We start from the raw sequence: 12,691 nt of genomic DNA on the forward strand, positions 1-12,691 counted from the left end.
TCCCCCTGTCCGCTTCTTGGTCCTGTCTTCATGATACCAAAAAAAGCCACCCAGAGCTTTAATCTCTGAATAGCTTTTCTTCATGGCTTACGCGGGGCCTGCTTATCTGTGAATGGCTCGCTGCAGCTGCTCTGGCCGCCAGCTCTGCTTCCCTGACCGTGTTCGGTGAGAACGTACATGGCTGCCTGCTGCCAACAAGCAGCACGGCACCGGGGATGCTGCTCTCCAGGAAAACAGGGACGGCGATGGCGCATAACAGCCGCTCTGCGATCATCAACGGACAACGGCCAGGTGTACTGGCATTTGTGGTACTTTCATCCGACAGGGACGTGCGGCCTGTCCGTAGAGCAGTGCCCACAAGATCTTGTCCGGGACGCATCTCCATCCGTGTAACGCGATCATTGGTTGCGCCGGAAGTGTACTTCCAGCGCAGCATGGACCCCGAGAGATAGGCCAGTCCGCAAAAATCGGTGGATGTGTTCAGGCGCAGATTATTGATCATCTCCTGAATGCCGGAAGGGAGTTCATCGTGCATGAGAGACACTTCCTTTTTGGAATTACACCATTAGATTAGACCTGGTGACATAGATATGTTTAACCTTTGACCAAGGTGTCCTGAAATATAAGTTTATACGGTAGTTCTATTGTAGTCCCATTCGTCTGAGTTGTAATTCAGGGAATCCCCCTATTTCGGTTCTGCAAAATACTGATCTTGGTTAACGTAAGGCCTCAATCCGTATATAGCAAGAACTTTACCATATAACAACATGCGTATGACTTCATAGGATGTGACTTTTCTCACAGCAAATTCAGGGAATTTCTCAGCCAGGTTCAGGTAATCCCCCGATAACGTTCACGCCGGTTTCGCGATAAGATAGATTCATAAGGAAACACGAGGGGGACGAAAGTGATGGGTACGATATTTACAGAAAGAACAACCCAAGCGACAGAACGTAAAACGGAGGGAAGCAAAATGACACGAGAGACAGGTGGAATACTTTCGTTCGTAACAGCTGAACAGTGGGCCTGGATTGAGGAAAAAATGCAGCCCAAACGGGTGAAGTCGGGGTATAGTCTCTTTCTGGAAGGCGATGAAGCCGGATATCTGTACTACATTCGTTCGGGACGCGTGAAAATGACCAAATCGACGGAAGATGGCAAGGAAATCATTTTGTCGATTCAGCAAAAAGGGGACCTAATCGGGGAATTTGGTGGCATTGGCGGCCAGAATCACAGCTACAGTGCAGAGATGACGGAGAAAGGCGAACTCGCGATCATCTCGCTCAGTGATCTGGAAAGCGTGCTTAGCAAACATGGGGACCTTGCCTTGAAATTCCTGCAATGGATGGCACTTTCACAGCGGATTACCCAATCGCGTTTCCGGGATCTGCTGCTCTATGGCAAGGCTGGGGCTTTGGCTTCGACACTGATCCGTGCCAGCAACTCGTATGGCAAAATCACTCCTGAGGGGATCGTACTTGAGATGAAGCTGAACCATACGGAGCTTGCGGAGATGATTGGAGCTACTCGGGAGAGTGTTACACGGATGCTGGGGGCCTGGAAAGAACAAGGAACACTGGACACACTGGATGGCAAACTGATGATTCGCGATCTAGCCGCATTGCGCTGCATGTGTGGGTGTCCTACGTTCCCGAGCTGTCCAGCAGAGTTATGTCGCCTTTAGTCTCACCATAGTCATGGATCACAGATCAATCTTCACTGGCGATTGGGGTCGTTACGGAGATGAAAAAAGCTGATATCGGTATTAACCGATATCAGCTTTTTCGAGTTGAGCATATTCCCTGGCGAGGATCGAATAGACCAACGAATCGTGAAATGCTCCCTTGTAAAACCAATGCTCCCGCATCAGGCCTTCGTACTCCATGCCGATCTTCTGCATGACTCGCTCCGAAGCCTTGTTATTCGGCCGGCATTTGGCGTAGATCCGATGTACACCGAGGGTGTTGAAGCCCAAACCCAGCAGCGCCTGGCTTGCCTCAGCGGCATAGCCTCTTCCCTGATACTGTGGATTCATCACATAACCCATCTCCGCATTGGTGCCCTCCGTGTATATGCCAACGCTGCCAACCAGTGTTCCATCTGTTTTCAGGCAGACAGCAAGATCGAATTGGGATCTAGGCTGTTCCTGTTGCGCTTGCAGAACCTGTTCGATGTACGCAGTTGTATCCTGTTCCGTGTTGGGTCCCCATGCTGTGTACTGGGTTACTTCAGGTGAAATGGTGTACGTATGTATACTTTCCCAGTCGTCTACGCCAATCTCTCGTAAAATCAGTCGTTCTGTCTCTGCTAACATGTCGTTCACTCCCTTGGGCGATAATTAAGTTCATTTTACCTGTATCGAGTGGATTATTAAAACAAAAAATAACTCATGAAGCAGATTCAGATCTGAATCCCTCATGAGTTATCGAAAAGGTGTTATTGTGGTTGTTTGCATGGAACCGATGGATAAGTATAAGCCAATTTGCGGACGATTTCCTTCTGCCACTTCGTATCACCCAAGGTGATGGCCAGGTTCAGAAGATCCAGATAATCGTCAAGCTGCAGTGAAGTCTTTTGCAGTGTTGTATTCATTTGATGTTCGTTCCCCTTTAGCTATATGATCGATAATTCATGTAAAGTTCAATTGTGAGTAAGAGACAACCTCAAGAATGATAATCATTATCACGTATACATGTATTATGCTACGAACACAGCGAAAATGCAACGTTGAGAAACAGATTAACCATTATTTTTTTTCGAAAAAAGACTTATCCATAACAGAAACGGAATGTATGCGCCCAAATAAGCCGACGGATAGAGGAACCAGCCATTCAGCAGAAAATGATGAATTTCGGTTGTAAATGTAGTCATATGTGCATTTGTGGCATACACATCTCCGGCGATGACCGTGGCAGCACTATAGAAACATATAAGAGCCAGGGCATGAAATAACTTTATGAACGTTCGGGAACGAAGAGCTAGAAAGACCATCACGAGTGGGACAATGATTAGAAGCAGCAAAAATAGAAATCTCATGGTACATGTTCTCCTTTATCATGCTTTTGGTAAACAGTATGGGCAGTTGCGCAACGGAGCAAACTTTTTTCAAAAATTTTACATAAACAAAGAGGAATTCATCATGTGAAGGACTAAATTAAAGTGGACAACCCATTAAAAGGTAAATCCGAGGAGGAGAAGGAGAACATGAAGAAGGCGTTATGGCAGCACTGGATCGGAGCATTCCTAATTTTCATTCTGACGGCAACAGCACTGCTGGGGCCAGGTTCACAGGGTCCGGCACAGGCTGCGGCAGCACCGCTTACTGTATCGCAGGCTATAGCTGCTCAGAGTGGTGGAGGAACGGCGACAGTAGAGGGTTATATTGTTGGACATGCTACCGGCTCACTTACAGCCAAGTTTACATCTCCTTACGCCAATGATTTTAACTTCCTGATTGCGGATTCTCCGTCAGAGAAGGCCAACGCAAAATTGCTGGACGTACAAGTTTCCTCTTCATTCCGCTCACAGTATGGACTTGCTTCCAATCCGAGCCTTGTAGGCAAAAAGGTCATCGTAACCGGAACACTTGGTGCATACAACAGCTATGCAGGACTCAAAAACCCAACCTCAATTACTCTCTCTAACGGAACAACCAATCCTGACCCAGAACCGGGCCCAGGGACGACACTGCCTGATGGTACAGGCAAGAAGGTTTTGTTCGATAATACCCATGCCCAAACAGCTGGGGCAGCGGACTGGATCATTGATGGGGCATTTTCAGACTTCGCGAACGGGCTTAGAAACGCAGGCTTTGCCGTAGATCAGCTTGAGCGCAGCATCCCGTATACTTTTGGTGAGCAGGCCATCACCTACAATGCATTAAAAGATTATGATGTCTTCGTCATTGGCGAAGCCAACGTGCCGTTTAAAGCAACGGAGCAGGCTGCCCTGCTGCAATACGTACAGAACGGTGGCAGCGTCTTTTTCATCTCCGATCACTATAATGCAGACCGAAACAAAAACCGCTGGGATTCCTCCGAGGTGTTTAATGGATACCGCCGTGGAGCGTTCCTGAACCCGGCCAAAGGCATGTCCTCGGCAGAAGCCGAGTCTCCAGCGATGCAGGGAGTTACGAGCTCTGACTGGCTGGCAAGCAACTTCGGCATCCGTTTCCGCTACAATGCACTGGGTGACGTCAATGCCACCGATATTGTGGCTCCATCACAGTCATTTGGAATTACAAGTGGTGTAAATGCGGTGGCGATGCATGCCGGATCTACCTTGGCCATCATTGATCCGAACAAAGCCAAGGGATTGGTTTATGTGCCAAGCGGTGTATCCAAATGGGGCAGCGCCGTGGATCAGGGCGTGTACAATGGCGGCGGGCGTGCCGAAGGCGCATATGCAGCCATTGCCAAGGTAGGTGCAGGCAAAGCAGCATTTATCGGCGATTCCTCACCGGTGGAAGATGCGACTCCGAAATATTTGCGAGAAGAAACGGGAGCCTCTAAGAAAACCTATGACGGATTCAAGGAAGTGAACGATGGCACGTTTCTGGTCAACACCGTAAAATGGCTTGCGGTAAAAGAAAGCTATACGAGTCTGTCGCAGGTATCTGGCCTGACATTGGACACACCGACGAGCCTGCTTGCCATAGAGACTCCGGCTAACTCCACAGAACCTCAGCTTGAGCCATGGGCTGCTCCGGCTGCAGGATATAAATGGTACGATCCAACGACGTTCAAGAATGGTTCTTATGGCGCCGTTACACCTTAAGGTAGAATCTTAGTAGCTGCTTACCTGTACTGAAGCCTGTTTGTGACGTTAACGTTGCAAACAGGCTTTTCCTGATTGCTGAAACAGGGCAAGGATGCGACTTGTATAAATGAATCGTACCGCGGGAAACGTATAGGTTAACTATGTTGGCATCAATCCAGAAGGAGAGGCGGTAAATAATGACACGGCAAGCAGACTGTGACAGTTCGTCCATGAGACAGAGGCTAAAGGAAGATTTGCATCGTGTAGCGGATCGAATGAATCGGACGTTATCTCGTTTTGACAATGACAGTGTCTGTCTGCTCGCACAATTCGCTGAGATTCGTACCGAGATCAAGCAGATTGAGGTGCTCGCCTCTTCCTTTTATCTGGATTGTTACCTTTCTCCCTTCACCGAAAAATTTGCTGAGCTTACGGCAAGCGTACAGCATCTGTCCGATCGCAGATATGGTGCTCTTATCGTCATTGAACGTGAAATCCCTCTGGAACCTATCATTCATTCGGGTATTGCTGTGGATGCACGAGTGACCCATGCGCTGCTTGAATCCTTGTTTATCCCCGGTGCACCACTGCATGACGGGGCAGTTCTGATCCGCGGCAACCAGATCGTCTCCGCAGGCAATGTGCTCCCACTGTCCCAGGCTGCAGCCGGGGAACGTAAAATGGGAACACGTCACCGTGCTGCACTGGGGCTAAGTGAACTGACAGATGCCGTTGTACTGGTTGTTTCCGAAGAAACGGGACAAGCATCTTTTGCCGTAGACGGGGATTTGCATCCCATTAATGTCGTTGAGACCATTCATTAACGATAGGCGATAGGAGGCTTCCTAGCTTCGTTTTCGTCTTACATAGTGATGTGATTTTGCACATTCTGAGCTTATCTAGGTACAATAGAGGATGGCAAAGATACAGAAGCCTTGTGAATTACTCGCAAAAATGGTTGGAGGAGACGGTTAAACATGAGTTGGTTTAAAGTTATGGAGCAGCATGATTATGAGGAACTGGTCCTGTGTCAGGACAAAGCTTCCGGGTTAAAGGCGATCATCGCCATTCACGATACAACACTCGGCCCTGCACTCGGCGGTACTCGGATGTGGACGTATGCTTCTGAAGAGGCTGCTATTGAGGACGCACTGCGCCTTTCACGGGGGATGACATATAAAAATGCCGTATCCGGCTTGAATCTTGGCGGCGGTAAAGCTGTGATTATCGGCGACCCGCGCCGCGACAAGAACGAAGCGATGTTCCGTGCATTCGGCAGGTACATTCAAGGTCTGAATGGGCGTTATGTAACTGCAGAAGACGTGGGGACTTCGGAGGAAGACATGAACCTGATTTATCAGGAAACGGATTATGTAACAGGCATATCGCCAAGCTACGGGTCGTCCGGGAACCCATCTCCTGCTACGGCCTGGGGAGTGTACCGGGGGATGAAGGCAGCGGCAAAAGAGGCCTTTGGCACGGATCTGCTGGAAGGCAAAACCGTTGCCGTTCAAGGTGTCGGCAACGTAGCCATGAGTCTGTGCAAGTATTTGTACGAAGAAGGTGCCCGCCTGATTGTGACGGATATTCACAAGGATTCCGTGAAGCAAGCAGTGGATCGCTTCGGGGCAACGGCTGTTGATCCGGGGGAAATTACCGGGGTAGAATGTGACATCTATGCACCATGTGCACTGGGCGGAACGATTAATGACGATACACTCAAAACGCTCAAAGCCAAGGTGGTTGCAGGCTGCGCCAACAACCAGCTGCTGGAACCACGTCATGGTGACATTTTGCATGAGAGAGGTATCGTTTATGCTCCGGATTATGTTATTAATGCAGGCGGAGTCATCAACATCGCGGACGAATTGAATGGTTATAACTCGGAGCGTGCGTGGAGCAAAATTGGAGAAATTTACACCAGTTTGGAGAAAATTTTTGAAACCTCCCGTACCGAAGGCATTGCAACGTATATTGCTGCAGACCGTTTGGCTGAACGCCGAATTGAGCTGATGAAGAATACACGCAGCACCTTCCTGCAGCAAGGTCATCACGCACTGAGTGCCCGCCGACTACGTGGGTAAGTCCAGAAGGAACCTATGAGATTCATACAGGCGGAATGAGTTGAAAAGATAGCCAAGGAGGCAGGTATTCCCGAAAGGAATATCTGCCTCTTTTTTTGATATGTTACCCTGTTACAGCGTATAGGTTTACTTTTGCTGCTGCATTTGATCCTTGAAGCCGCCTTTGTAGGTGGTCGTCGGTGCTTTGACTTTGTCGATTAACAGAATGCCATCATATTGTTCAGTCGGAATGAAGTTCATCGACATCGGATGAATGACTTCATCCACCATGCCATCCTCTGCTGCAAAGACCGGGCGGGACAACCAGGCTGCAGCACCTGTAGCATCTTTGGCTTCGGAGAGATCAATGTATGTATTACGGTAGCCGGATTTCATTAAGGTATACTCCAGACTGCCGCGAGGCATCGGAGAGATATCAAACGTTTGGCCTGTGGAAATCTCGCTCGCTTGTCCTTCATTCATATAAAGCCCGATCACATACATGTCATCCTGCAGCTTCTCATGCATCATTTCGCCCATGCTTTTGAAGCTGGATTGCCACAACCCGGAGTTTCCGTTACTTTCTCCGATTGGAGGATTGAGAATGGACGATGTGCTCTTGGCGAGATGGTCATTGTGAGCCCAAAGAATGAATTTTTTACCTGGATACATGACGTCCATCAGCCACTCCAGATTATCGGCCATGGCACGGTCGCGGAATTCGTAACTCTCTCGAGTGTCGTAGGCAGCCATCTCGATAAATTTGCTCCGGTCCTTCAGCACACGGATCATCATGTCAGCCAGTTTCGGGTTGTCCGGGAATGACTTTACGAGCTCCTGCTTATGCTCGGTGATCCATTGAACCAATTCCTCGTACTGCGGGGCATAAGCATCCTTCACTTGATGGATGGCCGCCTTGAATTCGGGATTATTGTCGCTGTCGATACCATATTTGTTGAGGACGGCATACAAATCCGTGATGCCCTGCATCTCAAACGCATAGAACTGCTTGCCTCTGGCGGGATCCAGACTGCCAATCCAGTCACTGATAAATTGGGTTAAGTACCCGGTTGTAAACTGCATATCATATCCTGCCAAAATCAGTGGATGATCCGTCGTGCTCTGCTCCTGAATGTATTCGTAGAGGCCAAGTGTCTCCTGCGAGTGCCAGATCGGAAAAATGGACAGCTCCATCATCTGGGCAGGCGTCAGATTTGCTCCTTGTTCATAGGCAACGGCTGCATCCCCCATGCCGGATTCGAAGGCAATGACATCATAGCCGAGTTCTTCATGCAAAAATTTGATCATACGCGTTTTGATTGCACTGTATTCGGCAACCCGGTGAAAGTTCTCTCCCAGGCTAACTACTTTCTTGTCCTGCAGCAATGGCTTCAGAAAGGCAAGGTCACTGTAGTTGTCCGAGGTCAGGGATGTGATCTCATGGGCATGCTCCTGCACCCATTGCTCCTTAGTTATAGGTGAGGCTCCTGCCGAAGCGGAGCCAGCAATCATGGCAATAGCCATCCCGAGTACGGCTGTTTTTTGAATAAAACGATGTTTCAGGTTCATAATGTGTATCCTCCGTATGAATGATGTGTTGAAATCCATAACCCAAGGATACTGGTTAATTCTAAAGAAAGTATAACGCGGATCTTAGAATGTAATGCATTTCTGATTCAGCAGCTTAATGAATTCATCCAATGCGGTACTGACATACCGTCCCTCCCCACGTACAAAGGTAGTTGTGGTATGGGAAAACTGCTCGGCTAGATCATGTACAGCGTACGCATCCGGTTTCTTATGGATCACGCTGCAAGGCATAATCGTATATGCAATGCCGGATTCTACACAGCTGAGCAAGTTCTCCATCGTACTGACTTCAATCATATTGCGGGCAGATAACCCTTCTTCCTCTAAGAACATTTCCGTAATTTCACGGTAGGGGCAGCCCTGAGGGAACACTACCCATGAGACCTGGCACAGGCTCTCAATGGGTGTCTCCGTTCGTTTAGAAATAATGTGCACAGTGTCTTGCATTTCATATTCCACTCTTAACCCTTCTTTAACACAGGCACCACTGATAAACGCGCCATCAATTTCATTAGTCTGTATTTTGTGGCGAAGCACTTTTGGAGCGGTCGCGTTCACTAGCGAGATGGATACCTTTGGATGTGCAATTTGGTATTCGTTCAGAATTTCCATGAAGCGGCTTGAAGCAGCCGTCTCCACGATTCCTATTTTTAATGTACCGGATGGTTGCCCAATATCCTTCATATCCTCTTCCAGGTCGTGCAGCAGATTGTGAATACGTTCAGCATATTTAATAAACTGTTCTCCTTTGGCTGTGGGCACCACACCCTTGTGGAATCGGTTGAATAGTTGTACCTCATACTCCTGCTCCAGCTTTTTGATGCGTGTAGTGACATTAGACTGGGCATAGTTCAGTTCTTTGGCGGCTTGCGAGATTTTACCTGACCGTCCGACGGCTAGAATAATATCGATATCGGATAATTCCATGGGTTTGCCTCCTGATTGTGGAATCTCTTCAAATATAAATAAATGGACATGAGATATCTCTCGTAGTGATACTTCTATATATTTTAATCATTTTACGATATGTCTGAGCCGGCCTACAATATCCTTAATCACGATGAGAGAAGGGATGGCATGAATAATCTTTTTAATTTACTCAATCCGGTTAAGATCAATCAGTGGGAGCTAAAAAATCGTATTGTGATGGCGCCGTTAACAAGAGGATTTGCGAATGATGCGGATGGTACGGTGACAGAGGAGATGGTGGCCTATTATGAGCAACGTGCACGAGATGGTGCAGGTCTGATTATTACGGAAGGGATTAATCCCAGTCTGGCTGGAAAAGGAACGTATGGCATACCCGGTTTGTATACGGAAGAGCAAGCAATCTCATGGCAAAAGGTAACTGAGGCTGTTCACAGACAGGGCGGGACGATCATTGCCCAACTCTGGCATGTCGGTAGATTGTCCCACTCTGACCTCATTGGAAGAACACCGCAGGCGCCTTCAAGTATTCAGGCTGAGGGGAAGGTGCATAAGTTGCACAAGCCATATCAGATTCCTGAAACGATGCGCACACAGGATATTCAGAGTACAATTCATCATTTTCAGATCGCTGCCCGTCATGCAGTGTTGGCCGGATTCGATGGAATTGAGCTGCATGCAGCTCATGGGTATTTAATTGATCAGTTCATCAATGAGAAAACGAATCAAAGAACCGACGAATATGGAGGCGGGATTCAGGGGAGATTACGTTTTTTGAGAGAAATCATCCTGGCAGTAGAAAAAGAAATCAGCGTGGATCGCATATCAATCCGATTTTCCGAGAAGAAGGATGATGACCCTTCCTATGTGTGGACAGATAAGGCTGGCATGATTAATGCTTATCTTAACCTGTTCCGTGAGACCGGTATTACGATTCTTCATCCTTCAACAGATCAATATACAAGAGTCTGGGCGGGAGAGATGACCTTTCATGAGATGATCAGGGAACAGTGGGAGCACACCATTATTGGAGTGGGAGATCTCGATATTCACATGGCAGAAGAAGGTTTGAATGATGGGGTCATTAATCTTGCTGCCTTCGGTCGGCCTTATATTGCTAATCCCGATCTTGTGCACAGATTGCGCACAGGTGAGCCGTTAGTCGAGTACGATGTGACCAAGCATTTGCCTATTTTGGTCTGAAAAAAAGGGGGCAGCTCTAATCCGGAGATTAGGCTGCCCTCTTTCCTGTTGTCACGGGATGCAGTTATGAGTTGTTGACAATGCCGGGTTTCTTTTCAGTGAAATAGTAACCGAGGGCCAGCAGCGGCATGATCAGGCCGATCAGTGTCGTCAGACTCCAGCCACCTGATGCGTAAGACCAGCTTCCAATAGAGGAACCAATGGCACCTCCAATAAAGAAGATCGACATGAAGATTCCGTTCACCCGTCCTCTCGCTTCACCAGCAAGGGAGTAGATGACGCGCTGTCCCAGAACAAGATTGCCCGAGACTGCCATGTCGAGCGTAATGGCAACAATGACCAGCAGAACCAGCTCAGCAGTCGAATGTCCCTGAAACACGTACGCAAGGCCGAAGGATAGAACAGCAATCACCATGGCGAGACCGGTCAATATCCGGGTCAGGCCTTTGTCTGCCCATCTGCCCGCGATAGGAGCCGCAATGGCCCCGCCCACCCCGGCTAGGGCAAACCAGGCAATGCCTTGCTGGGTCATGCCAAAATCATTCGCCAGCCGCAGGGGTACAGTGGTCCAGAAGAGACTGAAGGCACCAAACAAGCTGGCCTGATAAAGTGCCCGGCGGCGCAGCATGGGCAGAGTTTTAAACAGGGTACCCAGTGAAACAATGAGCTGACCATATTTCATTGCAGGTTGAGGCTTGCGTACAGGAAGTGCGCGTGATAATAGCAGAGCGAGCAGTGTAATAACGATAGCGGAGAAGATAAAGACAGCCTGCCAACCAAAAGCATCCGTAATGAAGCTTGCCACCGGGCGAGCCAGCATGATGCCAAGAAGAAGGCCGCTCATGACATTGCCTACGACCTGCCCGCGCTGTTCTTCCGAAGTAAGGTAAGTCGCGTAGGGTACGAGAATCTGGGCAACCACGGAACCTACACCGATAACCAGAGAGGATGTTAGAAATAATACAGCATGAGTGGAGAGCGCTGCTGCAGCCAAGGCAACGACCAGTAATACCAGAAAGGAAGTTACGAGCCGCCGATTCTCCATAATGTCACTGAGCGGTACGATAAACAGCAGTCCGATGACATATCCAATTTGTGTTAACGTTACGATTAATCCTGCCGCAGCTGACGACAATCCTGTCGAATCACTGATCGGCCCGATTACGGTCTGTGCGTAGTACAGATTAGCCACAATGAGTCCGCATGCCGCAGCCAAAAGGAAAACCAGCCAACGGGGAACCTGTCTTGCTTGCACATCGTTTTTCATGTTCATGATTATCATCCTCCACATGGTATTAAATGACTACTCAGTATGAGTCAATACAGCTGGAATCATCATTTTCTAAACAGTTCGTTCACTAATTACAAACATATAATAAACTAAACGTTTAGTATTGTAAATAGGCGCAAACAAATTATTTGAGATAATCAGCATTGTCGAAGGGTCAAATTGTTTATATGGATGGCAATTTAGTATAATGAACGTATCGTTTTTAAGAAAATAGAAATGAAATGTATGGTCAGAAACAAGGAGGGGTTGGTTTAAATGACAGCCAAAAGAGGGCGTCCCCGCAACATGGAAACACAGAATGCCATTCTGGCAGCTGCCTATGAGTTATTGCTGGAACACGGCTTTGCCGCGATTACGGTTGAAAAGATAGCTGAGCGAGCGCAAGTGAGCAAAGCAACCATATATAAATGGTGGCCCAATAAGGGGGCTGTCATCATGGATGGATACATGTCAGCCATGACAGCAAGATTGCCTGTCCCGGATACAGGATCGGTATTTGAGGATGTACGTATTCATGCGAGTAATATGATTCAATTTTTGACCAGCCAGGACGGAAAGGCCATTACAGAGATTATCGGAGAAGGGCAGTCAGATCCAGGTCTTGCGGTAGAATACCGGACCAGATATATTCAGCCTCGTCGGCGTGAAGCTTGGGGAATTATTGAAAAGGGAGTAACGCGGGGCGAATTAAAGAGTGACCTGGATATCGGTTTGTGTATCGACATGATCTACGGGCCGGTGTTCTATCGCATGTTAGTGACGGGGGAACCAATGGATCCTGAGTTTGTACAGCGACTATTGGATTCACTATTTGCAGGGATGAAGTCCGATTAAGCGGAGAGAAAGAACGAAAGCTAAA

The 12,691-nt window shown here is 48.2% G+C and carries 13 protein-coding genes; 6 read left to right on the top strand and 7 right to left on the bottom strand.

Features of this window, described 5'->3' with window-relative positions:
* Positions 1–58: 58 nt before the first annotated feature.
* Positions 59–535 (bottom strand): GAF domain-containing protein, encoded by a 477-nt coding sequence (locus tag PIL01S_RS20240; RefSeq protein ID WP_127539091.1) that lies wholly within the window; start codon positions 533–535, stop codon positions 59–61.
* A gap of 375 nt (positions 536–910) precedes the next feature.
* On the opposite strand from PIL01S_RS20240, the gene PIL01S_RS20245 reads away from it, so the two are divergent.
* Positions 911–1,684, top strand: a complete 774-nt coding sequence (locus PIL01S_RS20245; RefSeq protein ID WP_236146676.1) for a Crp/Fnr family transcriptional regulator — start codon at positions 911–913, stop codon at positions 1,682–1,684.
* A gap of 81 nt (positions 1,685–1,765) precedes the next feature.
* Here PIL01S_RS20245 and PIL01S_RS20250 read toward each other — a convergent pair whose 3' ends face one another.
* The 3 genes from PIL01S_RS20250 to PIL01S_RS20255 all read right to left on the bottom strand — a co-directional run bounded on the left by PIL01S_RS20250 (position 1,766) and on the right by PIL01S_RS20255 (position 3,036).
* Positions 1,766–2,314 (bottom strand): GNAT family N-acetyltransferase, encoded by a 549-nt coding sequence (locus PIL01S_RS20250; RefSeq protein WP_127539092.1) that lies wholly within the window; start codon positions 2,312–2,314, stop codon positions 1,766–1,768.
* Between the two features lie 122 nt (positions 2,315–2,436).
* Positions 2,437–2,592: a hypothetical protein gene (locus PIL01S_RS29560; protein ID WP_164764295.1), complete on the bottom strand. Its 156-nt coding sequence runs from the start codon at positions 2,590–2,592 to the stop codon at positions 2,437–2,439.
* A gap of 147 nt (positions 2,593–2,739) precedes the next feature.
* Complete coding sequence (locus PIL01S_RS20255) at positions 2,740–3,036, bottom strand: hypothetical protein (RefSeq protein ID WP_127539093.1); 297 nt, start codon at positions 3,034–3,036, stop codon at positions 2,740–2,742.
* A gap of 168 nt (positions 3,037–3,204) precedes the next feature.
* On the opposite strand from PIL01S_RS20255, the gene PIL01S_RS20260 reads away from it, so the two are divergent.
* From PIL01S_RS20260 to PIL01S_RS20270, 3 genes are all read left to right on the top strand, one after another.
* Positions 3,205–4,776 (top strand): DUF6359 domain-containing protein, encoded by a 1,572-nt coding sequence (locus PIL01S_RS20260; protein WP_127539094.1) that lies wholly within the window; start codon positions 3,205–3,207, stop codon positions 4,774–4,776.
* 179 nt (positions 4,777–4,955) lie between these two features.
* Positions 4,956–5,582: a sporulation-specific diadenylate cyclase CdaS gene (cdaS, locus tag PIL01S_RS20265; RefSeq protein ID WP_127539095.1), complete on the top strand. Its 627-nt coding sequence runs from the start codon at positions 4,956–4,958 to the stop codon at positions 5,580–5,582.
* A 153-nt stretch (positions 5,583–5,735) separates the two neighbouring features.
* Positions 5,736–6,842, top strand: coding sequence for a Glu/Leu/Phe/Val family dehydrogenase (locus PIL01S_RS20270; RefSeq protein WP_127539096.1), 1,107 nt, complete (start codon positions 5,736–5,738; stop codon positions 6,840–6,842).
* Positions 6,843–6,968: 126 nt separating this feature from the next.
* On the opposite strand, the gene PIL01S_RS20275 is transcribed toward PIL01S_RS20270, so the two are convergent.
* The gene (locus tag PIL01S_RS20275) at positions 6,969–8,390 is read right to left on the bottom strand and encodes an erythromycin esterase family protein (RefSeq protein ID WP_246058499.1); all 1,422 of its coding nucleotides are present in this window, start codon (positions 8,388–8,390) and stop codon (positions 6,969–6,971) included.
* A gap of 84 nt (positions 8,391–8,474) precedes the next feature.
* Positions 8,475–9,338: a LysR family transcriptional regulator gene (locus tag PIL01S_RS20280; RefSeq protein ID WP_127539097.1), complete on the bottom strand. Its 864-nt coding sequence runs from the start codon at positions 9,336–9,338 to the stop codon at positions 8,475–8,477.
* 150 nt (positions 9,339–9,488) lie between these two features.
* On the opposite strand from PIL01S_RS20280, the gene PIL01S_RS20285 reads away from it, so the two are divergent.
* Positions 9,489–10,541: an oxidoreductase gene (locus PIL01S_RS20285; protein ID WP_127539098.1), complete on the top strand. Its 1,053-nt coding sequence runs from the start codon at positions 9,489–9,491 to the stop codon at positions 10,539–10,541.
* 64 nt (positions 10,542–10,605) lie between these two features.
* Here PIL01S_RS20285 and PIL01S_RS20290 read toward each other — a convergent pair whose 3' ends face one another.
* On the bottom strand, positions 10,606–11,814 hold the full coding sequence (locus tag PIL01S_RS20290) for an MFS transporter (protein ID WP_371859976.1): 1,209 nt from the start codon (positions 11,812–11,814) through the stop codon (positions 10,606–10,608).
* A gap of 273 nt (positions 11,815–12,087) precedes the next feature.
* On the opposite strand from PIL01S_RS20290, the gene PIL01S_RS20295 reads away from it, so the two are divergent.
* On the top strand, positions 12,088–12,666 hold the full coding sequence (locus PIL01S_RS20295; protein WP_127539099.1) for a TetR/AcrR family transcriptional regulator: 579 nt from the start codon (positions 12,088–12,090) through the stop codon (positions 12,664–12,666).
* The last annotated feature ends 25 nt before the right edge of the window (positions 12,667–12,691 follow it).

This window comes from Paenibacillus illinoisensis NBRC 15959 (genome assembly GCF_004000925.1).
GTDB lineage: Bacteria > Bacillota > Bacilli > Paenibacillales > Paenibacillaceae > Paenibacillus > Paenibacillus illinoisensis.

Excerpts from the sequence above, each read along its gene's own strand:
- PIL01S_RS20240 (WP_127539091.1), bottom strand. The coding sequence starts at position 535 with ATGCACGATGAACTCCCTTCCGGCATTCAGGAGATGATCAATAATCTG.
- PIL01S_RS20245 (WP_236146676.1), top strand. The coding sequence starts at position 911 with ATGGGTACGATATTTACAGAAAGAACAACCCAAGCGACAGAACGTAAA.
- PIL01S_RS20250 (WP_127539092.1), bottom strand. The coding sequence starts at position 2,314 with ATGTTAGCAGAGACAGAACGACTGATTTTACGAGAGATTGGCGTAGAC.
- PIL01S_RS29560 (WP_164764295.1), bottom strand. The coding sequence starts at position 2,592 with ATGAATACAACACTGCAAAAGACTTCACTGCAGCTTGACGATTATCTG.
- PIL01S_RS20255 (WP_127539093.1), bottom strand. The coding sequence starts at position 3,036 with ATGAGATTTCTATTTTTGCTGCTTCTAATCATTGTCCCACTCGTGATG.
- PIL01S_RS20260 (WP_127539094.1), top strand. The coding sequence starts at position 3,205 with ATGAAGAAGGCGTTATGGCAGCACTGGATCGGAGCATTCCTAATTTTC.
- cdaS (WP_127539095.1), top strand. The coding sequence starts at position 4,956 with ATGACACGGCAAGCAGACTGTGACAGTTCGTCCATGAGACAGAGGCTA.
- PIL01S_RS20270 (WP_127539096.1), top strand. The coding sequence starts at position 5,736 with ATGAGTTGGTTTAAAGTTATGGAGCAGCATGATTATGAGGAACTGGTC.
- PIL01S_RS20275 (WP_246058499.1), bottom strand. The coding sequence starts at position 8,390 with ATGAACCTGAAACATCGTTTTATTCAAAAAACAGCCGTACTCGGGATG.
- PIL01S_RS20280 (WP_127539097.1), bottom strand. The coding sequence starts at position 9,338 with ATGGAATTATCCGATATCGATATTATTCTAGCCGTCGGACGGTCAGGT.
- PIL01S_RS20285 (WP_127539098.1), top strand. The coding sequence starts at position 9,489 with ATGAATAATCTTTTTAATTTACTCAATCCGGTTAAGATCAATCAGTGG.
- PIL01S_RS20290 (WP_371859976.1), bottom strand. The coding sequence starts at position 11,814 with ATGAACATGAAAAACGATGTGCAAGCAAGACAGGTTCCCCGTTGGCTG.
- PIL01S_RS20295 (WP_127539099.1), top strand. The coding sequence starts at position 12,088 with ATGACAGCCAAAAGAGGGCGTCCCCGCAACATGGAAACACAGAATGCC.